22 protein-coding genes are annotated in these 22341 nt (G+C 65.3%); 16 read left to right on the forward strand and 6 right to left on the reverse strand.

What is annotated here, in order from left to right; all coding sequences use genetic code 11:
- Window positions 1-824: 824 nt before the first annotated feature.
- Together AWB83_RS16385 and groL are read left to right on the forward strand one after the other, a co-directional pair.
- On the forward strand, window positions 825-1115 hold the full coding sequence (locus AWB83_RS16385; protein WP_035500852.1) for a co-chaperone GroES: 291 nt from the start codon (window positions 825-827) through the stop codon (window positions 1113-1115).
- A gap of 98 nt (window positions 1116-1213) precedes the next feature.
- Window positions 1214-2854 (forward strand): chaperonin GroEL, encoded by a 1641-nt coding sequence (gene groL / locus AWB83_RS16390; RefSeq protein ID WP_087046611.1) that lies wholly within the window; start codon window positions 1214-1216, stop codon window positions 2852-2854.
- Between the two features lie 127 nt (window positions 2855-2981).
- Here groL and AWB83_RS16395 read toward each other — a convergent pair whose 3' ends face one another.
- The 3 genes from AWB83_RS16395 to thiD all read right to left on the reverse strand — a co-directional run bounded on the left by AWB83_RS16395 (window position 2982) and on the right by thiD (window position 5121).
- Window positions 2982-3368, reverse strand: a complete 387-nt coding sequence (locus AWB83_RS16395; RefSeq protein ID WP_087046612.1) for a hypothetical protein — start codon at window positions 3366-3368, stop codon at window positions 2982-2984.
- Window positions 3369-3441: 73 nt separating this feature from the next.
- Window positions 3442-4218 carry a DUF72 domain-containing protein gene (locus AWB83_RS16400; RefSeq protein WP_087046613.1) on the reverse strand — a complete coding sequence of 259 codons (777 nt, stop codon included), beginning with the start codon at window positions 4216-4218 and terminating at the stop codon, window positions 3442-3444.
- A 27-nt stretch (window positions 4219-4245) separates the two neighbouring features.
- Window positions 4246-5121 carry a bifunctional hydroxymethylpyrimidine kinase/phosphomethylpyrimidine kinase gene (gene thiD, locus AWB83_RS16405; RefSeq protein ID WP_087046702.1) on the reverse strand — a complete coding sequence of 292 codons (876 nt, stop codon included), beginning with the start codon at window positions 5119-5121 and terminating at the stop codon, window positions 4246-4248.
- A gap of 310 nt (window positions 5122-5431) precedes the next feature.
- Between thiD and AWB83_RS16410 the strand changes: the two genes are divergently transcribed.
- Together AWB83_RS16410 and AWB83_RS16415 are read left to right on the forward strand one after the other, a co-directional pair.
- On the forward strand, window positions 5432-5602 hold the full coding sequence (locus tag AWB83_RS16410; RefSeq protein WP_025527884.1) for a rubredoxin: 171 nt from the start codon (window positions 5432-5434) through the stop codon (window positions 5600-5602).
- 332 nt (window positions 5603-5934) lie between these two features.
- Window positions 5935-7350 carry a hypothetical protein gene (locus AWB83_RS16415; RefSeq protein WP_087046614.1) on the forward strand — a complete coding sequence of 472 codons (1416 nt, stop codon included), beginning with the start codon at window positions 5935-5937 and terminating at the stop codon, window positions 7348-7350.
- Here the strand turns inward: AWB83_RS16415 and AWB83_RS16420 are convergent.
- On the reverse strand, window positions 7347-8849 hold the full coding sequence (locus AWB83_RS16420) for a cryptochrome/photolyase family protein (protein ID WP_087046615.1): 1503 nt from the start codon (window positions 8847-8849) through the stop codon (window positions 7347-7349). The genes AWB83_RS16415 and AWB83_RS16420 overlap by 4 nt on opposite strands.
- 30 nt (window positions 8850-8879) lie before the next feature.
- Between AWB83_RS16420 and AWB83_RS16425 the strand changes: the two genes are divergently transcribed.
- The 6 genes from AWB83_RS16425 to AWB83_RS16450 are packed head-to-tail and all read left to right on the forward strand — an operon-like array spanning window position 8880 to window position 13613.
- On the forward strand, window positions 8880-9458 hold the full coding sequence (locus AWB83_RS16425) for a YqgE/AlgH family protein (protein WP_087046616.1): 579 nt from the start codon (window positions 8880-8882) through the stop codon (window positions 9456-9458).
- A complete protein-coding gene (gene ruvX, locus AWB83_RS16430; protein ID WP_087046617.1) occupies window positions 9455-9901 on the forward strand; it encodes a Holliday junction resolvase RuvX in 447 nt (148 codons plus the stop codon). The genes AWB83_RS16425 and ruvX overlap by 4 nt, the downstream gene beginning before the upstream one ends.
- Complete coding sequence (pyrR, locus tag AWB83_RS16435; RefSeq protein WP_087046618.1) at window positions 9888-10403, forward strand: bifunctional pyr operon transcriptional regulator/uracil phosphoribosyltransferase PyrR; 516 nt, start codon at window positions 9888-9890, stop codon at window positions 10401-10403. Before ruvX ends, pyrR begins: the two co-directional genes overlap by 14 nt.
- A 55-nt stretch (window positions 10404-10458) precedes the next feature.
- Complete coding sequence (locus tag AWB83_RS16440) at window positions 10459-11496, forward strand: aspartate carbamoyltransferase catalytic subunit (protein WP_087046619.1); 1038 nt, start codon at window positions 10459-10461, stop codon at window positions 11494-11496.
- Between the two features lie 21 nt (window positions 11497-11517).
- Entirely contained in the window at window positions 11518-12795 is a 1278-nt protein-coding gene (locus AWB83_RS16445) for a dihydroorotase (protein WP_087046620.1), read from the forward strand.
- Between the two features lie 14 nt (window positions 12796-12809).
- Window positions 12810-13613, forward strand: a complete 804-nt coding sequence (locus tag AWB83_RS16450) for a lysophospholipid acyltransferase family protein (RefSeq protein ID WP_087046621.1) — start codon at window positions 12810-12812, stop codon at window positions 13611-13613.
- On the opposite strand, the gene AWB83_RS16455 is transcribed toward AWB83_RS16450, so the two are convergent.
- Complete coding sequence (locus AWB83_RS16455) at window positions 13582-14436, reverse strand: symmetrical bis(5'-nucleosyl)-tetraphosphatase (protein WP_087046622.1); 855 nt, start codon at window positions 14434-14436, stop codon at window positions 13582-13584. The genes AWB83_RS16450 and AWB83_RS16455 overlap by 32 nt on opposite strands.
- 329 nt (window positions 14437-14765) lie before the next feature.
- On the opposite strand from AWB83_RS16455, the gene rfbB reads away from it, so the two are divergent.
- The 5 genes from rfbB to AWB83_RS16480 are packed head-to-tail and all read left to right on the forward strand — an operon-like array spanning window position 14766 to window position 19095.
- Window positions 14766-15827 (forward strand): dTDP-glucose 4,6-dehydratase, encoded by a 1062-nt coding sequence (gene rfbB / locus AWB83_RS16460; protein ID WP_087046623.1) that lies wholly within the window; start codon window positions 14766-14768, stop codon window positions 15825-15827.
- Window positions 15828-15837: 10 nt separating this feature from the next.
- Window positions 15838-16731, forward strand: a complete 894-nt coding sequence (gene rfbA, locus AWB83_RS16465) for a glucose-1-phosphate thymidylyltransferase RfbA (protein ID WP_087046624.1) — start codon at window positions 15838-15840, stop codon at window positions 16729-16731.
- On the forward strand, window positions 16716-17267 hold the full coding sequence (rfbC, locus tag AWB83_RS16470) for a dTDP-4-dehydrorhamnose 3,5-epimerase (RefSeq protein ID WP_087046625.1): 552 nt from the start codon (window positions 16716-16718) through the stop codon (window positions 17265-17267). Before rfbA ends, rfbC begins: the two co-directional genes overlap by 16 nt.
- Entirely contained in the window at window positions 17264-18178 is a 915-nt protein-coding gene (rfbD, locus tag AWB83_RS16475; RefSeq protein WP_087046626.1) for a dTDP-4-dehydrorhamnose reductase, read from the forward strand. The genes rfbC and rfbD overlap by 4 nt, the downstream gene beginning before the upstream one ends.
- Window positions 18179-18180: 2 nt before the next feature.
- Window positions 18181-19095: a glycosyltransferase family 2 protein gene (locus AWB83_RS16480; RefSeq protein ID WP_087046627.1), complete on the forward strand. Its 915-nt coding sequence runs from the start codon at window positions 18181-18183 to the stop codon at window positions 19093-19095.
- A gap of 17 nt (window positions 19096-19112) precedes the next feature.
- Here the strand turns inward: AWB83_RS16480 and AWB83_RS16485 are convergent, their stop codons facing one another.
- Complete coding sequence (locus AWB83_RS16485; RefSeq protein WP_244197766.1) at window positions 19113-21032, reverse strand: glycosyltransferase family 2 protein; 1920 nt, start codon at window positions 21030-21032, stop codon at window positions 19113-19115.
- A 487-nt stretch (window positions 21033-21519) separates the two neighbouring features.
- On the opposite strand from AWB83_RS16485, the gene AWB83_RS16490 reads away from it, so the two are divergent.
- Window positions 21520-22338 (forward strand): ABC transporter permease, encoded by an 819-nt coding sequence (locus tag AWB83_RS16490; protein ID WP_087046629.1) that lies wholly within the window; start codon window positions 21520-21522, stop codon window positions 22336-22338.
- Window positions 22339-22341: the final 3 nt, after the last annotated feature.

The raw sequence follows: 22341 nt of genomic DNA on the forward strand, positions 1-22341 counted from the left end.
CAGAACTAGCGAACTGCGAACTCATCCAACGAATTCCGTTTCTCGACAGACCCTACCGAATCGACAGGCGGTCTCGCCCTTTGTACGCGGGTCTGTCCTACGTTGGTGTCCGTCCTTGATCAGTCTGGAAGGCGATTGTGAACTATCCGGTTTCCTCGGCGCCGAAAGCCCGAATGGTGGGAACAATTGCCCGGCTTAGCCGAGAACGCGACGCGGGTAGATCGTTGAAGCTGCGGCTCCGGGGGTAAGGGCCGCGAGCTGGTATAGCGACTACCCTTACGCTCGCTATCGCATTCTCTGTGACGAACTGGTCGAGCAACCGAACTCGGAGCGACGGGACACGTGAGCATTAGGACGGCAGCTGCTCTGATTCTCTGATTGGGTTGTGTCTTTTGTGCTGCCCGACAGTGGCCGAGATGCGCGGATTGAATCTGGTATTTACCCTAATATTCAACGTTGATCGCCAAGATTTGTGGGGCGGGCAGCCATAGAGGCCGCCAAGAAAACCGCATGGCGTTAGACCATACGTGCGGCATGGCAGAACCGCAACTTCGCGTCTAAGCGGTTGTTTTTGAGGAAATGTTTGCGCCACTACAGCGCCGGGATGCCGGCTACGAGTTCAGACTTAAGCGAACAAAATTCAAAGTTAAGTAAATCTCGACACCACGGGGATTCCCGCTCATTCCCTCCTTGAAATTGTCAAACACGGTCCATATAATTGGCACTCACTGCACGAGAGTGCTAACAAGCTTGCCGTCCGATGAGTTTCATCTCACAGGACGGGTTTTCCCGCGTTTTCAGTCTCAATCAAGAGAGGAGTGTGTATGAACCTTCGTCCTTTGCACGATCGCGTCATCGTCAAGCGTCTGGACCAGGAAACCAAGACCGCATCGGGCATCGTCATTCCCGAAGCCGCGGCAGAAAAGCCGGATCAAGGCGAAGTCCTGGCCATCGGCCCGGGCAAGCGCGATGACAAGGGTGTGCAGAACGCCCTCGACGTGAAGGTGGGCGACCGCGTGCTCTTCGGCAAGTACGCAGGCCAGACCGTCAAGGTCGACGGCCAGGAGCTGCTCGTCATGCGCGAAGAAGACATCATGGCCGTTCTGGTCAAGTAAGCATCCTTCCTGCACGTTCGGCTTCGCGATGAAGGCCGCGGCCCTGTCGGGCGCGCCAGGCGAAGCCGGCAAATCGAATCGAATCAAGGAGTCTGGATATGGCAGCTAAAGAAGTTACTTTTGGCGATTCCGCACGCGCCAAGATGGTCGAAGGCGTGAACATCCTGGCCAACGCGGTCAAGGTCACGCTGGGCCCGAAGGGTCGCAACGTCGTGCTCGAGCGCAGCTTCGGCGGCCCGACGGTCACCAAGGATGGTGTCTCGGTCGCGAAGGAAATCGAACTAAAGGACAAGCTCCAGAACATGGGCGCGCAAATGGTCAAGGAAGTGGCTTCCAAGACCAGCGACAACGCAGGTGACGGCACCACGACCGCTACCGTTCTGGCGCAATCGATCGTCCGCGAAGGCATGAAGTACGTCGCATCGGGCATGAACCCGATGGACCTGAAGCGCGGCATCGACAAGGCCGTTGCTGCTGCAATCGAAGAACTGCGCAAGATCAGCAAGCCCTGCACGACCAACAAGGAAATCGCGCAAGTCGGCGCGATCTCGGCGAACAGCGACACGTCGATCGGCGAGCGCATCGCTGAAGCAATGGACAAGGTCGGCAAGGAAGGCGTCATCACCGTCGAAGACGGCAAGTCGCTGCAAGACGAACTGGACGTCGTGGAAGGCATGCAGTTCGACCGCGGCTACCTGTCGCCGTACTTCATCAACAACCCGGACAAGCAAGTCGCCGTTCTGGAAAACCCGTTCGTGCTGCTGCACGACAAGAAGGTCTCGAACATCCGCGATCTGCTGCCGGTTCTGGAACAAGTCGCGAAGGCTGGCCGTCCGCTGCTCATCATCGCTGAAGACGTCGAAGGCGAAGCCTTGGCAACGCTCGTCGTCAACAACATCCGCGGCATCCTGAAGACCGTCGCCGTCAAGGCTCCGGGCTTCGGCGACCGTCGCAAGGCCATGCTGGAAGACATCGCGATCCTGACCGGCGGCCAGGTCATCGCGGAAGAAACCGGGCTGACGCTCGAAAAGGCGACGCTGGCTGAACTGGGTCAGGCGAAGCGCATCGAAGTGGGCAAGGAAAACACCACGATCATCGACGGCGCTGGCGAAGCAGTGAACATCGAAGCTCGCGTGAAGCAAGTGCGCACGCAGATCGAAGAAGCGACCTCGGACTACGACCGTGAAAAGCTCCAAGAGCGCGTGGCGAAGCTGGCCGGCGGCGTTGCGGTGATCAAGGTCGGCGCTGCGACCGAAGTCGAAATGAAGGAAAAGAAGGCACGTGTCGAAGACGCGCTGCACGCCACGCGTGCTGCCGTTGAAGAAGGCATCGTGGCCGGCGGCGGCGTTGCGCTGATCCGCGCTCGCCGTGCGGTCGAAGGCGTGAAGGGCGCGAACTCGGACCAGGACGCGGGTATCCGCATCGTCCTGCGTGCGATGGAAGAGCCGCTGCGCCAGATCGTCACGAACGGCGGCGAGGAAGCTTCCGTCGTGGTGGCGGCTGTTGCAGCCGGCACGGGCAACTACGGCTACAACGCGGCGACCGGCGAGTACGGCGACCTGGTTGAAGCCGGCGTCGTCGACCCGACGAAGGTCACGCGCACCGCGCTGCAAAACGCGGCATCGGTGGCCGGCCTGCTGCTGACGACCGACGCAGCCGTTGCCGAGCTGCCGAAGGAAGACGCTCCGATGCCTGGCGGCATGCCCGGCGGCATGGGCGGCATGGGCATGGACATGTAATTCGGCTCACGCCAGTTACACGGTTCATTCCGGAGCCGGCGCGGGCTTCTCACGAAGCCCGCGCAGCGCAGAAAAACCCGCAGCGATGCGGGTTTTTTTTCGTCCATTCGTTTCGAATGCGAAGGCCTTACTTGTTCATCTCCTCGCGTAGCTTCTGCGCGGCGGCCTTGTAGTCGTAGGTCGGATAGAACTCCGTGCGATAGCCGCCCCACGCGGTGCTCTCGATCGCACGGTTCACTTCGCGCAGGCGATCGGCGGGCACGCGCAGCGTCACTACCTGGCCGATGCCCATCATCACGTACCACGACACCACTTCGACGCCCGGCGGCGGAAACGCCTTGAAGTAGCCTTGTTCCTTCAGTTGCTGATTGATCTGCGGAAGCGTCTTCGATTCATCGTGCCTGAGGAAGATCGTGAGCAGGAACGTGCCGTCGCCCGCGGGCGTGGCGCCTGGCGGCGGAGAGGCGGTTTGAGCGAATGCCGGTGCGGCCAGAATCAGCGTCGAGGCGAACATCAGGGTTTGAGTGAAGCGCGCGATTCGTCTGGCCGGCTTTCGCATCGGAAGTGCTCCTCGGGAAAGAATGACGCTACTTGTGATGAATCCGCAGCCGCTCCAGCAGGTGCAGCGCATTGGGCTGCGCGTGGCCTTCGGCCGTATTGTCGAAGATGCACCAGACCTCGGCCGTCTTCTTCGCGCGCGCGTGCAGCGTGCGGGCGAGGTCGTCGAGATAGGTGTAGTCGTACGAAGACTTGTAGAGCTCGAGTGCGCCGTGCAGCCGCACGTACACGAGCGACGTGTCCGCGCGATGCGTGATTTCGCAGCCGTCGGGGATCGGGTCGGCATCCACGTAGGCGACGTGATGCGCTTTCAACAGCGCGGCGGCGTGCGTCGTGAACCAGCTGTGCTCGCGCGCCTCGCATGCGACCGGCAGCTTCGTGCGCTCGCGCAGCGCCTTGAAGAAGCCTGCCGCGACGTCGTGATCGAACGGCAGGCTCGGCGGCAGTTGCACGAGCCAGCAGCGGAGCTTGTCGCCGAGGTGTCCGGCGGCCTGAAGGAATTGATCGAGCAGGGCTTCGGTGCCGGCGAGGCGCGCATCGTGGGTGATCGCCTTCGGCAGCTTCACCGAGAAGCGGAATGAATCGGGCACGCTTTCCGCCCAGTGCGCGTAGGTTTGCTCGCGATGCGGCTTGTAGAAGCTCGAGTTGATCTCGACGCATGTCAGCACGTGCGAGTAGCGTTCGAGGTGCGTGCCTTCGCCGGGAAAGCTCGTGGCGACGGCGCTCGACAAACCCCAGCCCGCGCAGCCGATGCGGATCGCGCCTTGCGGGCCGGACTTGTGCAGATGGGGCAGTCGGTACGGCATGCGCTCGCGAAGCCTCCTTTGCTGGTTTTAGTGCCGCGCTTCTCCGGGCAGTCCCGTCGCGTCGTCGGACAGCGAGGACGCGTCTCCGTCCTCATCGGCGTCGTTCGAGCGCGCCCAGAAGAAACGGTCCGGCAGGTACGCGCCCATACCCGGACGAAACGCGGCGCGCGCCGCCTGGAACACGTATTCCTGCGCCTCGCGCGCGGCTTCGGCGGGCTCCTGGCCGTTCGAGAGCAGGGCGGCGACCGCCGCGCCCAGCGTATCGGTCAGACCCATGATGCGATGCACCGCGCGATCCCAGGTATCCTGCCGCACCTGGCCTTCCTCGCTGAAGAGCGTGATCACGTGACGATGCGTGCCCGTTTCCATCGCGAGCACATATTCGCAGCCTTGCGACAGGATGTGGGAGATCGCGGAATCGAGCGTGGGCGATTCGGCATCGCTGTCCGGTTGCGCGAGTTGCAGAAGCGTGGCGTGATCGGCAATCAGCATGGTGGTTTGCGGCACGAGCAGGTCGGCGAGCGACTCGCGCAACTCGTCGGCGGCGAGGACGTGTTCGTCGTCGAGCGTGAAGTCCGGCGCGAGGATCAGCGGCACGTCGTCGTAGTCGGAGACCACTTCGGCAATCGCCGACACGACCTCCGCGCGGGTCGCCGCGCCGATCTTGAAAGCGGAAATCGGCATGTCCTCCAGCAACATGCGCGCCTGGGTCGCGACGGTGTCCGGGTCGAGTCCGGTGACTTCGTCGCAGGTTGCGGAGTCGCGCACCGCGTAGCCGGTGAGCACGGTCACGCCGTGGCAGCCCATGCTCGCAAGTGTCAGCACGTCGGCCTGCAGGCCCGAGCCGCCCGTGGGATCCGAGAGGCCGAAGGTGAGTACGATCGGTGGGGAGTCGCCGGTCATGGCAAAAACGGACATTATGGTAATGGATTGCTTGGGTGGACTTTTCGGCTCGAAGCGGACTCGTCCGCGCGTGAGCGCGAGAGCGAATGCCCGCTCGGGTCTCCGCCCGATTATGCGGCCTAATGCCGTCCGACTGTTCTCTTTGCGCACTTTTTTCCGGCGCGCTAGCCTTCGCAAGGCGGTCCCGCCGGACGGACGGCGCGACGGATGTCACGAAGTGCGCGCCGGCCGGGCGGCTTGCTAGGCATCGACACGGCAACACGGTACCATCTTGTCCTAATTTCAACCGACCAATCGATGCGGCATAAGTATGGAATACAGAAGCTGGATGTGCCTGATCTGCGGCTGGATCTACGACGAGGAGGCGGGATTGCCCGAAGAGGGCATTGCGCCGGGCACACGCTGGGAGGACGTTCCGATCAACTGGACCTGTCCCGAATGCGGAGCCCGCAAGGAAGATTTCGAGATGGTTCAGATCTGATCCTCACGCTCTGCCGCGCCGCATGATTCGCGTCATGCGGCGCGCGTTTTTTGCGGGCCGCACGTCGGCGTGACGCGGGCCGCATCGGGCGGGCATCGCGCAGACTGCCCATTTTTTCTCGCTGCGCACCGTGAGGCGGGATTGTTGCGGCGATGCAGGCTTCGCGCCCGGCAGATTCGATTTCCGCGCCGGCCGCTCAAGGCATACCCTTGAAGCAGGCGCGACCCGCGACGGAGCGGCGAGCGGCGCCGCGCCAACCGATGACGCATTTCAACCGCGCGCGACGGTCCCGCAGAGCGACGCGCCCGCGAAACGGCTTGTGAGCGCACGACATGACATCACGTCCCGATCTGCACGTTCCGTTCGAAGCCTTGCCCAATCCGCGTGGCGGATCGGTGCGACTCGCCGAAATGGCGCTCACCGACGCGCTGCACGCGTTCCTGCGTCAGGGAGAAACCGCAGCCGCGCTGAAGCGCGCGATCGCCGCGCTGCATTCGGCGGGATGGCTTCCCGCGCAGCGCTTCGCCGAGGCGCTCGCGCTCGTCGCGCCGCTCGGCGACGAATCGGATGCGAACCGCGCGCGCATCGCCGATGCGATCGCCGTCTTCGGCGCGGCGGTCGAGCGTCACAATCTGCGCGAACTGTCGTGCTCGACGGTGCTCTTCGATCACTATCGCGGCCTGCACGCGCTGCTCGCGGCGCATACGCGCGTGGCGCCCGTCTCGTACGACGACCTCGCGCTCGCCAGCCGCGCGATCGCTCCGGCGACGCTGCGCGGCATCGCATCCGAGCGGCTCACGCGCGTGCGGGCGCACTACGAGGAAGCATTGCTCGGGCTCCTGCGCGGCGCGGCCGGCGAATCCGCCGACGCCTTCACGCGCCTCGACGCCTGTCTCGCCGATCTCCGCGGCCCCGATCCCTACGATTTCTGGCGGCTGGCCTCATCCACGGTGCGGGCGCTGCGCGAGCGCGCGCGCCGCCACGCCGCTCAATCCGATGACGCTGACCAGAACGCGGTCTACGAGGCAGACGCGAAGCGCCTCTACGCGCGCTTCAACCTGGTGCTGGCGGACCAGGCGCACGCGTTGTCGTACGCGCCGCGCTCGCTGGTGCGCGCGACGCTCGCGCTCCTGTGGCGCGATTTCGCGCTGTACGGCGCGGGGCCGGAGGACGCCGATCACGTCGACGTGCTGCGCGACTACGGTCTGACGGTGGCCTGGCACGTGGCGGCGACGCCGGCGTCGGAAGCCGCGTGGGAAGAGGGCGCCGCGCAGGCGAGCGACGAAGCCTCGCGCGACGCCGCGACGCGCGACCTCGGCGTGCTGCGCGTGAACGCGGCGGCCTACGAGGATTTTCTGCAGAGCGCGGAGACGTCGATCGATACGCTCGTCGAGCGCGGCACGCAGGCGAACGAAACCGGCACGGTGGACGAAGCGGCGGCCCTGTCGGCGGCGAACGCGTCGCATCGTCTGGGCGCGGCGGCGTGCGCGCTGGGGCTCGGCCATGTCGCGCTGCTCGCGGACACGCTCGGTCTCGCGTGGCGGCGCGTCGCGCATCACGGCGAAGCGCACGCGGACGGCGCCGAAGGCGCGACCCGCGGACTCGACGCCGCCGTGCCCGAGCGCGCCGCGCAGATGTTGCGCTCGATGCTGCATCAGGCGGCGGCCGGCATTGCGCCATCGGAAGGCCGCGGCTCGATCGTTGCGCTGACCGCGATGATCGAACGGCCGCTTCCGGTCGCGCGCTAGTCGTTCTCGTCGTCCGGGCGGCGCGGCGCGGTCTTCTTCGCGCCCGGCCCGCGCACCACGTCATAGCGTGCGAGCGTGCGTTTCCTCGCCGCTTCGTGATCGACGATCGGCTGCGGATAATCCGCGCCGAGCGAGATTTTCGCGGCCTTCAGCGCATCCGGTTTCGCGAGCCACGGTGCGTGGATGTCGCGGTCCGAAAGGCCGGCGATCTCCGGCACGTAATGACGGATGAACGTGCCCGCCGCATCGAATTTCAGCGACTGCGTCAGCGGGTTGAAGATGCGGAAGTACGGCTGCGCATCGCAGCCGCTCGAGGCGGCCCATTGCCATCCGCCGTTGTTGTTCGAGAGCTCGAAGTCGTTCAGCAGCGCTTCGAAATACGCCTCGCCGCGCCGCCAGTCGATGCCGAGATCCTTCGTCAGAAAGCTCGCCACGATCATGCGCAGACGGTTGTGCATGTAACCGGACGCGTTGATCTGCCGCATCGCCGCATCGACGATCGGGTAGCCCGTCTCGCCCGCGCACCACGCGGCGAAATTCGCATCGGCGGCGTCGCCGGTTTCCCAGCGGATGCGGTCGTATTCCGGCTTGAACGCGCGATGATCGCCCGGCACGCCGACCTGCGGAAAATGGTGCAGCACGGAGAAATAGAACTCCCGCCAGATCAGCTCGCCGAGCCACGTTTCGGCGCCCTTGTCGCCGTGGCGCTGCGCATCGTGCGCGCTGCGGGCGAGCGCACGGATCGACACGGTGCCGTGCCGCAGATGCACCCCGAGGTAGCTCGGGCCTTTCATCGCGGGAAAGTCGCGCATGCGGCCGTAGTCGGTCATGCGCTCGCGGAAGTCGTCGAAGAGTTTGAACGCGCCGCTCGCGCCGGCGGGAAGCGCGGGGCCGCGCGCATCGGGAAAACCGAGCGCGGCAAGCGACGGCATCGCGTGCCCGGCGCCCGGCGGCGGCTTCGCCAGCGCGTCCAGATGGTCTTCCGATGGATATGGCTTCAGCGCATCCGGCGCGAGCGTTTCGAGCCATTTGCGCTTGTAGGGCGTGAAGACGGTGTAGGGCTTGCCGGCGCCTGTCATCACATCGTCATGATCGAAGACGGCCTGATCCTTGAACGTGAAGAACGCGACGTTCCCGCTCGCGAGCGTCCTGGCTACGGCCTCGTCGCGCGCCTTCGCAGCGGGCTCGTAATCGCGGTTGGCGAAGACCGCGTCGACGCCGCATTCGCGCGCGAGCGCGGGGATCTCGTGGACCGGCACGCCATGCCGCACGATCAGCGCGCCGCCCGCCTCGCGCAAGGCGCGGTCGAGCTCGACCGCGCTGGCGTGGATGAACGGCACGCGCCGATCCTTTTCCGCCAGCGGCGAGAGAATCTCGCGGTCGAAAACGAAGGCGCACAGCACGCGACGGCACCGTGTGAGCGCGTGATAGAGTGCAGCATTGTCTGCCGCGCGCAGGTCCCGCCGAAACCAGACCAGACCCAGATCGAAGTCGGCCATCTCGCAGCGTCTTTGTTAAAATTCTGAATTATGTCCAAGACTTTCGATCGCATCAATTTGACGAATCAGTTCCTGATCGCCATGCCGAACATGGTCGATCCGACGTTTTCAGGAACGGTGGTCTATCTTTGCGATCACACCGAGAAGGGCGCGCTCGGTCTCGTCATCAACCGGCCGACCGACATCGATCTTCAATCGCTCTTCAACCGCATCGATCTGAAGCTCGAGATCGAGCCGCTCGTCCATTTGCCCGTGTATTTCGGCGGTCCCGTGCAGACCGAGCGCGGTTTCGTGCTGCACGAAGCCGGCGAGGGCGAGCCCTACAGCTCCTCGATGAGCGTGCCCGGCGGGCTCGCCATGACCACGTCGAAGGACGTGCTCGAAGCGGTCGCGAGCGGCAAGGGGCCCGAGCGCTTCCTGCTCACGCTGGGTCACGCCGGCTGGGGCGCGGGCCAGCTCGAAGAGGAAATCTCGAAGAACGGCTGGCTCACCGTGGAAGCCGATCCGCGCATCATCTTCGACGTGCCCGCCGAGGACCGGCTCGAAGCGGCGCTCTCGCTGCTCGGCGTGTCGCGTTCGATGCTCTCCGGCGAAGCAGGGCACGCATGAGCCGCGAAGCCACGCTGCTGGCATTCGATTACGGCGAGAAGCGCATTGGTGTCGCCGTCGGCAATACGCTCACGAAAAACGCGCGTGCGCTCGCCACGCTGGAAAACCGCAACCGCGAATATCGCTTTCTCGAAGTGGGCAAGCTCCTCGACGAGTGGAAGCCCGATGCGGTGGTCGTCGGCATGCCGATGCATCCCGATGGCACGCCGCATGAAATGAGCGCGCTCGCGAAGCGCTTCGGCAATCAGGTGAACGGCCGTTTCAATGTGCCGGTGCAATGGGTGGACGAGCGCTATTCGTCCGTCGACGCCCGAGCCGACCTCCGCGAGCGCGGCGCGCGCACCAACGCGCGCGGCCGCTTCGACGATATCGACGCCGAAGCCGCCCGCGTCATCCTTCAACAATATCTCGACGGACTTGCCGACGATCATGAGTTCCATTGACGCCGAGGCGCTCTACCGCGCGCTCGTCGAACAGATTCGCGCAGCGTTCGGACAATCGCTTGCCGCGCCGGACGGCGCCGTGCTCGCGGGCATCTACAGCGGCGGCGTGTGGCTCGCCGAGCGGCTTGCGAAGGATCTGAACGCGCCGCACTTCGGCGTGGTGAACGTGGCGCTGCATCGCGACGACTACGCGAAGAAGGGCCTGCACAGCCAGGCGCGCCCGACCGAACTGCCTTTCGATGTCAACGGCCGGCGCATCGTCCTGATCGACGACGTGCTCTCGACGGGCCGCACCGTGCGCGCGGCCATCAATGAGCTTTACGACTACGGCCGCCCGGCGTCGATCGATCTCGCGGTGCTCGCCGATCGCGGCGGACGCGAAATGCCGATCGCGGCGCGCTTCGTCGGCGGCGCGGTCGAGGTGCCGGCGAACGAAGATCTCGTGCTTGCGCGCAGCGATACGAACGCGTTCACCTTCACGACGGAGCCGCGCGCGCATTGACTCGCAGCTCGCGGCCGCGCTTTCAGCTTTCTCCAAGGATTTACCCGGGATCATCATGAACACCGCCACTCAGGGCGCAGCCGAAACGGGCACGCCCTCATCGGACAAGACTGCCGACAAGTTCCGGTACGGCTTCCTCAAAGGCAATCCGCAGCTCACGAAGAACGGCGAGCTCAAGCACCTGCTGACCATCGAAGGCCTGCCGCGCTCGATCGTCACGCACATTCTCGACACCGCCGAGCAATTCGTGAGCGTGACGGACCGCGAAGTGAAGAAGGTGCCGCTCCTGCGCGGCAAGTCGGTGTTCAATCTCTTCTTCGAGAACTCGACGCGCACGCGCACCACGTTCGAAATCGCGGCGAAGCGGCTTTCGGCGGACGTGCTGAACCTGAACATCAACGCGTCGTCGACGAGCAAAGGCGAATCGCTGCTCGACACGATCAACAATCTCTCCGCGATGCACGCGGACATGTTCGTCGTACGTCATGCATCGAGCGGCGCGCCGTATCTGATCGCCGAGCATTGCGCGCCGCACGTGCACGTGATCAATGCGGGCGACGGCCGTCACGCGCACCCGACGCAGGGCCTGCTCGACATGTACACGATCCGCCATTACAAGCGCGACTTCACTAAGCTGCGCGTGGCGATCGTCGGCGACATCCTGCATTCGCGCGTCGCGCGTTCGGACATTCATGCGCTCACCACGCTCGGCGTGCCCGAAGTGCGCGCGATCGGTCCGCGCACGCTCCTGCCGGGCAACCTCGACCAGATGGGCGTGCACGTCTATCACAATCTCGACGAGGGCCTGAAGGGCGTCGACGTCATCATCATGCTGCGCCTGCAGAACGAGCGCATGAGCGGAGCCTTGCTGCCTTCGGCGCAGGAGTATTTCAAGAGCTGGGGCCTGACGCCCGAGCGTCTCGCGCTCGCCGCGCCCGATGCGATCGTGATGCACCCGGGGCCGATGAACCGCGGCGTCGAAATCGACTCGCAGGTGGCGGACGGTCCGCAGTCGGTGATCCTGAATCAGGTGACCTTCGGTATCGCCGTGCGCATGGCGGTGATGGGCATCGTGGCTGGTAATAGCGACTAAGCATCGAAGAAGACAAGCGACATGAAGATCCAGATTCAAGGCGGCACGATCATCGACCCGGCCGCGGGCACCGAAGAACGCAAGGACGTATTCATCGCGGCGGGGAGAATCGTCGGCGTGGGCGACGCGCCTGCCGATTTCAACGCGGCGAAGGTCATCGATGCGGGCGGCCTCTGCATCGCGCCGGGTTTCGTCGATCTGTCGGCGCGCCTGCGCGAGCCGGGCTTCGAGCACAAGGCGACGCTCGAATCCGAAATGGCCGCCGCAATGGCGGGCGGCGTGACGAGCCTCGTGTGCCCGCCCGACACCGATCCCGTGCTCGATGAGCCGGGTCTCGTCGAGATGCTCAAGTTCCGCGCGCAAAAGCTGCATCTGGCGCATGTGTATCCGCTCGGCGCGCTGAGCGTGGGACTGAAGGGCGAGGCCATCACCGAGATGGTCCAGCTGACCGAGGCGGGGTGCGTCGGCTTTTCGCAGGCGGACAACCCGATCGTCGACACGCGCACGCTGCTGCGCGCGCTGCAATATGCGACCACTTACGGCTTCACCGTGTGGCTGCGTCCGCAAGACGCGTACATGGCGAAGGGCGGCGTTGCGGCGAGCGGCGCGGTGGCGTCGCGGCTCGGGCTCTCGGGCGTGCCGGTGTCGGCCGAGACCATCGCGCTGCATACCATCTTCGAGCTGATGCGCGTGACGGGCGCGCGCGTGCATCTGTCGCACCTGTCGTCGGCTGCGGGCGTCGCGCTCGTGCGCGCGGCGAAGGCCGAAGGGCTCGCGGTGAGCTGCGACGTGACCATCAATCACGTGCATCTGACCGATATCGACATCGGCTATTTCGATTCGCAGTTCCGCCTCGATCCGCCGCTGCGCTCGCAGCGCGACCGCGACGCGATTCGCGCGGGACTGGAAGACGGCACCATCGACGCGATCTGCTCCGACCACACGCCGCTCGACGACGACGAAAAGCTCCTGCCCTTCGCCGAAGCGACGCCCGGCGCGACCGGCCTCGAACTGCTGCTGTCGCTCACCGTGAAGTGGGCGCGCGAAGCCAACGTGCCGCTCGCGAAGGCGCTCTCGCGCATCACGTCCGCGCCCGCCGACGTGCTCAAGTTGCCCGCCGGCCGCATCGCGACGGGCGCGCTCGCGGACCTGTGCGTGTTCGACGCGGCGACCGACTGGCGCGTCGATCCGCAGAAGCTCAAGAGCCAGGGCCGCAATACGCCGTTTCTCGGCTACGAACTGCCGGCGCGCGTGCGTGCGACGGTCGTCGGCGGCCACGTCGCCTACGAGAGCCGCTGATCGGGGTAACGAGCATGGGCATCGCATGGCGCAAGCTTCGGCTCCTCGTCCACCTGCTGTATGGCATGTGGGTCGTCGCGACGCGCTTTCCGCGGGCGTCCGCGAGCGAGCGCGCCGAGATGAATCGCGTGTGGTCGCTCGAGACGCTGCGGCTTTCCGGCATGAAGCTCGTCGTGCACAACGACGAAGCGCGGCTCGACGCCGGCGTGCTGGTGGTCGGCAATCACGTCTCGTGGATCGACATCTACGTGATCAACGCGTGGCGGCCGACGCCGTTCGTCTCGAAGGCGGAGATCCGCAAGTGGCCGGTCGTCGGCTGGCTCGCCCATCAGCTGGGCACGGTGTTCGTGCAGCGCGAGAAGCGCAGCGACGCGAAGCGCATCATGCACGAGCTCGCGAACCGGCTGCTCGCCGGCGAGATGATGTGCGTGTTCCCGGAGGGCACGACGACCGATGGCCAGTCGCTGCTGCCGTTTCACGCGAACCTGTTTCAGGCGGCGGTGTCGGCCTCGTGCCCGGTGCAGCCGATCTGCCTGATGTACGAGGATGCGCAGGGCCGGCAGTCGACCGCGCCCGCGTACATCGGCGACATGACGCTCAACGATTCGCTCGATGCGCTCTTGCGGGCCACGCCGCTCACCGCGCATCTTTACGTGTGCAATCCGCTCGCGCCGGGCGCGGACCGGCGCGTGCTCGCAAGCGAGGCGCAGGCGTCGGTGCAGGCGGCGCTGGAACGCATGCGCGGCGCGCACGCCGTCGTCCCGGAAGCGCCGCTCGTGCAGCCGGTCACTTCTTCATCGAGCAACTCACCTGCGTGACGACGCGCCGCGCCGGATCGGCCGCGAGCCGCACCGCCGACAGCTTGTTGCCCCACACGCAGCCGGAGTCGAGGCACAGCACGTCGTCGCGGATCATGAGGCCGAGCGCGGCCCAATGGCCGAAAACGATCGTCACGTCCCGCGTGCGGCGGCCCGGCACGTCGAACCACGGCATGTAGCCGGGCGGCGCGGCGTCGGGGCCGCCGTTATTGGCGAACTCCATCGCGCCTTCGGACGTGCAGAAGCGGATGCGGGTCAGCGCGTTGTAGATGACGCGCAAACGGTCCGCGCCCGTGAGGGAGTCTTCCCAGCGATGTGGCTCGTTGCCGTAGAGCGCGGCGAGCGTTTCCTTCCAGTTCGGCGCGCGCAGCGCGCATTCGAGCTCGTGCGCGAGCTCCATCGTCATGGTCGCGTCCCATTGCGGCAGCACGCCCGCGTGGACCATCAGGATGCCGTTCTCGAAATGCGCAACCGGCTTGTGGCGTACCCATTCGATGAGATCGGCCGCGTCCGGCGCCTCGAGGATTTCGTCGAGCGTGTCGCCTTTCTTGGGCTTGCGCAACCCCGCCGCAACCGACAGCAGGTTCAGATCGTGATTGCCGAGCACGACCGTCGCGCGCGGGCCGAGCGCGATGACGTCGCGCAGCGTCTGCAGCGACTTCGGGCCGCGGTTGATCAGGTCGCCGGCGAACCAGAGCGGCACGTCGTTGGCGGGGGCGGCTTTCTTGAGGAGACGCTGGAACGGATCGCGGCAACCCTGGAGGTCGCCGAAGACGAGCGGGGCAAGAGAAGCGTCGATGCTGGAGGTGAGGGCGTCGGTCATCGAAGGGAATGCGTGATGGTGCGCCGGAGACCGGCTCGAAATCGGAATGTCCCGGCATTATGAAACAGACGGCGAATAGTGTCTTTCGGTTGCACGGTTACACAATGAAACACCGGAAGGCCATAAATCGTCCGCTGTATCAAGTTGTTAGACGCGTAGTTTTTGCTGTGCCGGGATTTATAATCAGCGTCTGACCAGACGGCGGGCGGGGAAGCGTATCGGTCGCGACTTCCGCTTTGTACGCCGCGCGCGTGCGAACCGCGCATTTGTTTCCACACGTTCGAGCGCGTATCGGCATTTCGACCGGCCGAGGCGACTGAGAGGGCCTTATGATTCTCGTGACGGGCGGCGCCGGGTTCATCGGCGCCAATTTTGTATTGGATTGGCTCAAAGACTCCGACGAATCCGTTCTCAACGTCGACAAGCTGACGTACGCGGGCAATCTCGGCACCCTCAAGTCGCTGAAGGACGATGCCCGTCATGTCTTCGCGCGCGCCGATATTTGCGATCGCGCCGCGATCGACGCACTACTCGCCACACACAAGCCGCGCGCGATTCTGCATTTCGCCGCCGAAAGCCATGTCGACCGGTCGATTCACGGCCCCGCGGATTTCGTGCAGACCAATGTGGTCGGCACGTTCACCTTGCTCGAAGCCGCGCGCATGTACTGGAGCAAGCTGCCCGAAGCCGAAAAGCAGGCTTTCCGCTTCCTGCATGTCTCCACCGACGAGGTGTTCGGCTCGCTCTCGGCGACCGATCCGCAATTCTCCGAGACCACGCCGTATGCGCCGAACAGCCCTTACTCGGCCACGAAGGCCGGCTCGGACCATCTCGTGCGCGCGTACCACCATACGTACGGCTTGCCGGTTCTGACCACCAACTGCTCGAACAACTACGGGCCGTACCAGTTCCCCGAGAAGCTGATTCCGCTGATGATCGCCAACGCGCTCGCGGGCAAGCCGCTGCCGGTGTACGGCGACGGCCAGAACGTGCGTGACTGGCTGTACGTCGGCGATCATTGCTCCGCGATACGCGAGGTGCTCGCGCGCGGCACATCCGGCGAGACGTACAACGTCGGCGGATGGAACGAGAAGAAGAATCTCGAGGTCGTGCACACGTTGTGCGATCTGCTCGACCGTGCGCGGCCGAAGTCGAGCGGTTCGTATCGCGATCAGATCACTTACGTGACGGATCGTCCCGGTCACGATCGCCGCTATGCGATCGACGCGCGCAAGCTCGAGCGCGAGCTCGGCTGGAAGCCCGCCGAAACCTTCGAGACCGGACTCGCGAAGACGGTCCAGTGGTATCTGGACAATCAGGCGTGGGCGGACGAAGTCGCTTCCGGCGAATACCGGAAATGGGTGGAAACGAACTACGCGCAGCGCGCGTGAGGGAGTCGTGATGGCGCGCAAAGGCATCATTCTCGCGGGCGGCTCGGGCACGCGGCTCTATCCGATCACGCATGTCGTGTCGAAGCAGCTCCTGCCGGTGTACGACAAGCCGATGATCTACTACCCGCTGTCCACGCTGATGGTCGCGGGCATTCGCGACGTGCTCATCATCTCGACGCCGCAGGACACGCCGCGCTTCGAGGCCATGCTCGGCGACGGCAGCCAGTGGGGCATGAACATCCGGTACGCGGTGCAGCCGTCTCCGGATGGCCTAGCGCAGGCGTTCATCATCGGGCGCGAGTTCGTCGGCAACGATCCGTCGGCGCTGATTCTCGGCGACAACATCTTCTACGGGCACGATCTCGCCAAGCAGCTGGAGAGCGCGAGCGCGCGCACCGACCGCGCCACGGTGTTCGCGTATCACGTGCACGATCCCGAGCGCTACGGCGTCGTGTCGTTCGACCGCAACTTCAACGCGCTCTCCATCGAGGAGAAGCCCGCGAAGCCGCGCTCGAACTACGCGGTCACGGGACTGTACTTCTACGACAACGAAGTCTGCGACATCGCCGCCGACATCAAGCCTTCCGCGCGCGGCGAGCTCGAGATCACGGACGTCAATTCGCGCTATCTGGAGCAGAAGAAGCTCGATGTCGAAATCATGGGCCGCGGGTATGCCTGGCTCGATACCGGCACGCACGATTCGCTGATCGAAGCGGCGACCTTCATCGCCACGCTGCAGAAGCGCCAGGGTCTCGTCGTCGCCTGTCCGGAAGAGGTTGCGTTCAGGCGCGGCTGGATCGACGAGGAGCAGCTGACGCGCCTCGCGAAGCCGCTCGAAAAGAACGCCTACGGTCAATATCTGCTCAATCTTCCCAAGGACCAAGTTGCATGGCCATCCAGGTAACCGCTACTGCTTTGCCCGAAGTCCGGATCATCGAGCCGAAGGTATTCGGCGATGCACGGGGCTTCTTCTATGAAAGCTTCAATGGCCGGGAATTCGCCGAGCACGTCGATGGCGGCGTCGAATTCGTGCAGGACAATCATTCGCGCTCGGGCCGCGGCGTGCTGCGCGGGCTGCACTATCAGATCGAGCACGCGCAGGGCAAGCTCGTGCGCGTGGTGGAAGGCGAAGTCTTCGATGTGGCCGTGGATATCCGCAAGAGTTCCCCGAACTTCGGCAAGTGGGTGGGCGTGAGGCTGTCGGAGGAGAATCACCGGCAACTGTGGGTGCCGCCCGGCTTCGCGCATGGCTTCGTCGTGTTGTCGGAGGCCGCGCAGTTCCTCTACAAGACGACCGACTACTGGTATCCCGAGCACGAGCGCAGCATCGTCTGGAATGATCCGGCAATCGGCGTCGACTGGCCGATCGACTTCGAGCCGGTGCTGGCCGCGAAGGACGCAGCCGGCAAGCCGCTCGCCGACGCCGAGGTCTACGCGTGAGCGGCGCGGCGACGACGGCGGCCGCCGGACGCACGATCCTCGTCACGGGAGTGAGCGGGCAAGTGGGCTTCGAGTTGCGGCGGGCATTGCAAGGGCTCGGCCGCATCGTGACCGTGGACCGCGCCGCGCTCGATCTCGCCGATCCGGCGAGCATCCGCGCCTGCGTCGGCTCGGTGCGGCCGGACGTGATCGTGAATCCGGCGGCCTACACCGCGGTCGATCAGGCCGAGCGCGAGGCAGACGCCGCGCGCGCGATCAACGTCGTGGCGCCCGCGGTGCTCGCGGAAGAAGCGAAGCGCCTCGGCGCATTGCTCGTCCATTATTCGACCGACTATGTCTTCGACGGCACGAAAGCCGACGCCTACCGCGAGGACGACGCCACGAATCCGCAGAATGTCTATGGCGCGACCAAGCTCGAGGGCGAACAGGCCATCGCCGCTTCCGGGGCGTCGCATCTGGTCTTCCGGACGAGCTGGGTGTACGGCACGCGCGGCCGCAACTTCCTCCTGACGATGTTGAAGCTCGCGCGCGAGCGCGACGAATTGCGCATCGTGGCCGATCAGATCGGCGCGCCGACGTGGTCGGCCACGATTGCCGCGCTGACCGCGTCGGTCATCGCGCAGGGCGTCGGGAGCGAGGACGGCCTCGCCGCGTGGGCGAGAAGGAAAAGCGGCATCTACCATCTGAGCGCGAGCGGCTCGACCTCGTGGGCCGGCTTTGCCGAAGCCATCTTCGCCGAAGCGCGGCTCGAGCATCCGCCTCGCGTCGTCCCGATTCCGGCTTCCGAGTATCCAGTGCCCGCGCGGCGGCCGGCGAACTCCCGGCTGGATGTGTCGAAACTCGCCCGCGAGTTCGGACTCGTTGCGCCGGATTGGCGTGAAGCGCTTTCGCTGTGCCTGGCGTCGGACTGAGCATGCAAGAGAACCTGTCGGATGCGCGCCTTGCGCGGCTCGGCGCCGTCGTCGTGTTCTATCATCCCGACGCCGGCTGCATCGACCGCGCGAACCGGCTCGCGCGCTGGTGTCGCTGTGTCGTGGTGGACAACACGCCCACGCGCGAGGAGAGCGAGCGCATCGGCGCGCAACTGGACGATGCGGTCGTGTATCTGCCGAATCACGCGAACGTCGGCATTGCGACGGCGCTCAATCAAGGGATCGAGCGGCTGATTGCGGACGGTTACGAACTCGCCATGCTGTTCGACCAGGACAGCGAATCGACGCTCGAGCTCATCAGCGGGCTGGCGGGCGTGCTGCGGGCCAGCATCGCACGGCGCGAGCCGGTGGCGCTCGTCGGACCGGCATATGAAGATGCGCGTCTGCGCGGGCTCGCGCCGTTCGTGCGGTTCGGATACTTCAGGCTCCAGCGCGTGATGCCGGCCGGCGACGCGCCGCTCGACGTGGACTTTCTCATCAGTTCCGGCTCGTGCGTGAATCTCGCGTGCTGGCGCGACATCGGTCCGATGGACGACGCGCTTTTCATCGACTTCGTCGATACCGAGTGGTGCATACGCGCGAAATCGCGCGGGTTTCGCGTGCTGGGCGTGCCGTGGATCAGCATGACCCACGAACTCGGCGAAGCGCCGGTGCGCGCGTTCGGCCGCAACTATCCGATGCACAGCCCCGTGCGTCACTACTACCTGTTCAGGAACGCCGTCGCGTTGCTCAAGCGCGGCTACGTGCCGTGCACCTGGAAGTCCACCGAGCTCATCAAGCTGCCAGTGCGTCTCGTGATCTACGCGTGCTTCGTGCCCGACGGCCGCACGCACGTGAAGATGGCGCTGCGGGGCTTGTGGCATGGGCTGATCGGGCGTCTGGGTCCGCTGGCCTGAAGCGGGCTCAGGCTCGATCAGTCGAACTGCCCGATGCGCGGCTCGTCGGCGAGCGCGAACGGAGGCCGCGAGGTATCGAGCGAGAGGTTCGGGTTGTAGGCCGGGTCGTGCAACAGCACGTCGCCCCAGCGGCTTTCCATCAGGCGCACTTCGCGCTGGAAGCGCTGGAATTTCTCCGGCGCCATGTCCGTGCCGCGCGTCGCCGATTCATGGTGGTAAAGCTCGGCGTGCGGCGTCCATACGTTGCGATAGCCCGCTTCGCGCACGCGAATGCAGAAGTCGACGTCGTTGAACGCGACGGCCAGTTCCTCGTCGAGTCCGCCGACTTCCTCGTAGATCGACTTGCGGATCACGAGGCAGGCCGCGGTCACGACGGAGAGATTCTGCGCGGCCATCGCGCGGCCGAAATAGCCGGGTGCGCCGCGGCGAATCTTATAGTGCATGTGACCGGCGATGCCGCCCAGGCCCAGCACGACGCCGCCGTGCTGCAAGGTGTCGTTGGGATACCAGAGACATGCGCCGACCGCGCCGTTGCCGGGCAGCGCGGCGATCGAAACGAGTTCCTCGAGCCAGTCGGGCGAAATCACTTCGATGTCGTTGTTCAGCAGGCAGACGAAGTCGCCCCTGGCGAGCGCGACAGCCGCGTTGTTGAGCGCCGAGAAGTTGAACGGACGGTCGTCGCGGACCACGCGCACGTTGGGGCGTGCGCGCAGCGTGTCGAAGTAGGCGAGCGTTTCGGGTTTGACGCTGCCGTTGTCGACCACGACGATCTCGAACCCCGGATACGTGCTCTTGGCGAAAATGCTTTCGATGCACTGGCGCAGCAGATCGACGCCGTCGCGCGTGGGAATGACGATCGAAACGAGCGGGGCAGGCGAAGGCAGCGCGTAGCGGACGCGAAGCATGCCGGCGTCGCCCCCGAGCCGCGACACGCTCGCTTTGACGCCGACGCGCGCGAGGTGCGCATCGACTGCATGCGCGCTCGCGGCGGGCGCGCGAGGCATCGTCGGAGTGCTCTGCGCGATGCGCGCGTGATAGAGCACATGCGGAATATGGCGGACCGCATCGTGTCCCGCGATCTCGACGCAGCGCAGCGCGAGGTCGTGCTCCGGGTTGTTTCCGGATGTCTCGCGCAAGCCGCCGGCCTGCCGCATCAACGCCGCTTCATAGACGCCGAGATGCGAGAAAAGGTCTTGTACGAGAAAAAGCTGCGGATTCCAGTCGCTCTTGAAATACGGCGCAACCCGTGCGCCTTCGGGCGTGAGCCGGTCTTCGTCGCTGTAGAACATGCGGGCGGACGGATGGGCATCGATTGCCTGCGCGACGAGGCAAAGCGCGTGCTCGGGCAGGATGTCGCCGTGCCCGAGGAGCGCGACGTATTCTCCCGTGACCGCTTCGGAGGCAGGGCCGTCTTCTTCGCGCGGCGAAAACCTGATGCGCCGGTCGCTCGCGGCGTACTCGCGCAGCGTCGCGGCGACCTCGGGCGACGTCGAGGCGTCGCCCGCGATGCAGAGCTCCCAATGCGGGTACAGTTGCGCCCGCACCGATTCGATCGTCTGGCGCAAGCTCGCGATGTCGCCGCTGCACGCCGGCACGAGGATCGATATCAGCGGCTGCTTCACGAGCGCCTGAGCTCTGGCGCGCAAGAAGGCGCGTTTCGCGTCGTCGATGCTGTCGTGCGTTTCGATCCAGCGCGCGTACGCGTCGGGACTTTCCTCGGATTGCTCGCGGCCGACGACGCGACGCCCCCGCCGCAGCATGCCGTGGATGCCTTCCTTGCGCCAGATCGCGTAGTAATGCGCGAGCGCCGCCCGCACGCCGCCGCGCATGCGGATGTGATGCGAAACCGACTGAAGCGAGCGGCTCACCTGGCGCGCGCGCAAGACGATTCCGGAAGCCGGTTCCTGCACGGTTTCGCTGTCTTGCGAGGACGACATGGCGTCGCGCGGTGTTCGTTCGGTCATTGACGATGAAAGGCCCGGCGCCGGGCTGCATGCGCCGCGCCGTTTTCGGGCGGACCGGGAATTATAGCGGACGCGCTTCGCCCTTCCTGGAGGGCGGGAGCCGGAAGATGCATCCAAACGTAACGAGATGAACCCGCACGGCCGCTCGCGGTCAGAATGATCCGTCGCGAAAATCACTACACCCGTGAGAAGCCCGCCTGGCAAGGCTCGCGCCGCGGCACCAGGGGCGCGTCCGAGGGGGCGCCCGGGCGCCCGTTGGAACTTCGGGGCCGCGACTATTACAATACGGCCTCGATATTCGACCGGCCCGCCGTCGGCGGGCCCGTCAGGCGGCGCATGCCGCATTCCTTGCAGTTCGGTGCGGATGATCCGCGCTGGCCGCGCCGGCGCCAGGCGCGCCCTGGCCTCCATGGCCCCCTCGCTGAATCACAATCTGGAATCAAAAGGGTCAAACAACACGATGCAACAACAACTTACGGTACGAGGCGGCGAGACGAAAGCCGTTCTCGCCGGGCGCGATGCGCTCGACGGCCTCCATGCCTATCCGATCTGGTCGACGCTCGCATGGCAGGACATTCGTCAGCGCTACCGGCGCTCGATGCTCGGGCCGCTCTGGATCACGCTCACGATGATCGTGACCATCGCGGGGATGGGGCCGCTCTACGGCGCGCTGCTCAACATCAGCATGGAAGAGTTCGTGCCTTATCTGGCGCTCGGCATCATCACCTGGGGTCTCATTTCCACGCTCATCCTGGAAGGATGCCTCGTCTTCACGGGCGCGGACAGCATCGTGCGATCGGTGCGCCTGCCCATGACCCTGCACGTCTTTCGAACAGTTTACCGAAACTTGCTGTTCTTCTTCCACAACATTCTGGCCTACGTGCCGGTCATGATCTACCTGAGGATCCTGCCGCGCGCCGAATGGCTCATGGCGATCCCGGGCCTCGTGATCATCATCGTCGCCGCCGTTCCGCTCAACATCATCCTCGGCATCTTCTGCGCGCGCTTTCGCGACATGCAGCCGATCGTCGGCAGCGTCGTGCAGCTGGCGTTCTTCCTCACGCCGATCTTCTGGAAGCCCTCGGCGCTCGGGCATCGCGCGTACGTGGCCGAATACAACCCGCTCTTCATGTTCGTCGAGCTCGTGCGCGCGCCGTTGTACGGCTCGCCGCTCAATCCGACGGTGTATATCGGCGCCGGCATCACGACGTTGATCCTGTATGCGATCGCGATTCCGCTGTTCATTCGCTTCCGCTCTCGCATCGCGTTCTGGATCTAAGTC

Source organism: Caballeronia ptereochthonis (assembly GCF_001545075.1).
GTDB classification, from domain to species: Bacteria; Pseudomonadota; Gammaproteobacteria; order Burkholderiales; family Burkholderiaceae; genus Caballeronia; species Caballeronia ptereochthonis.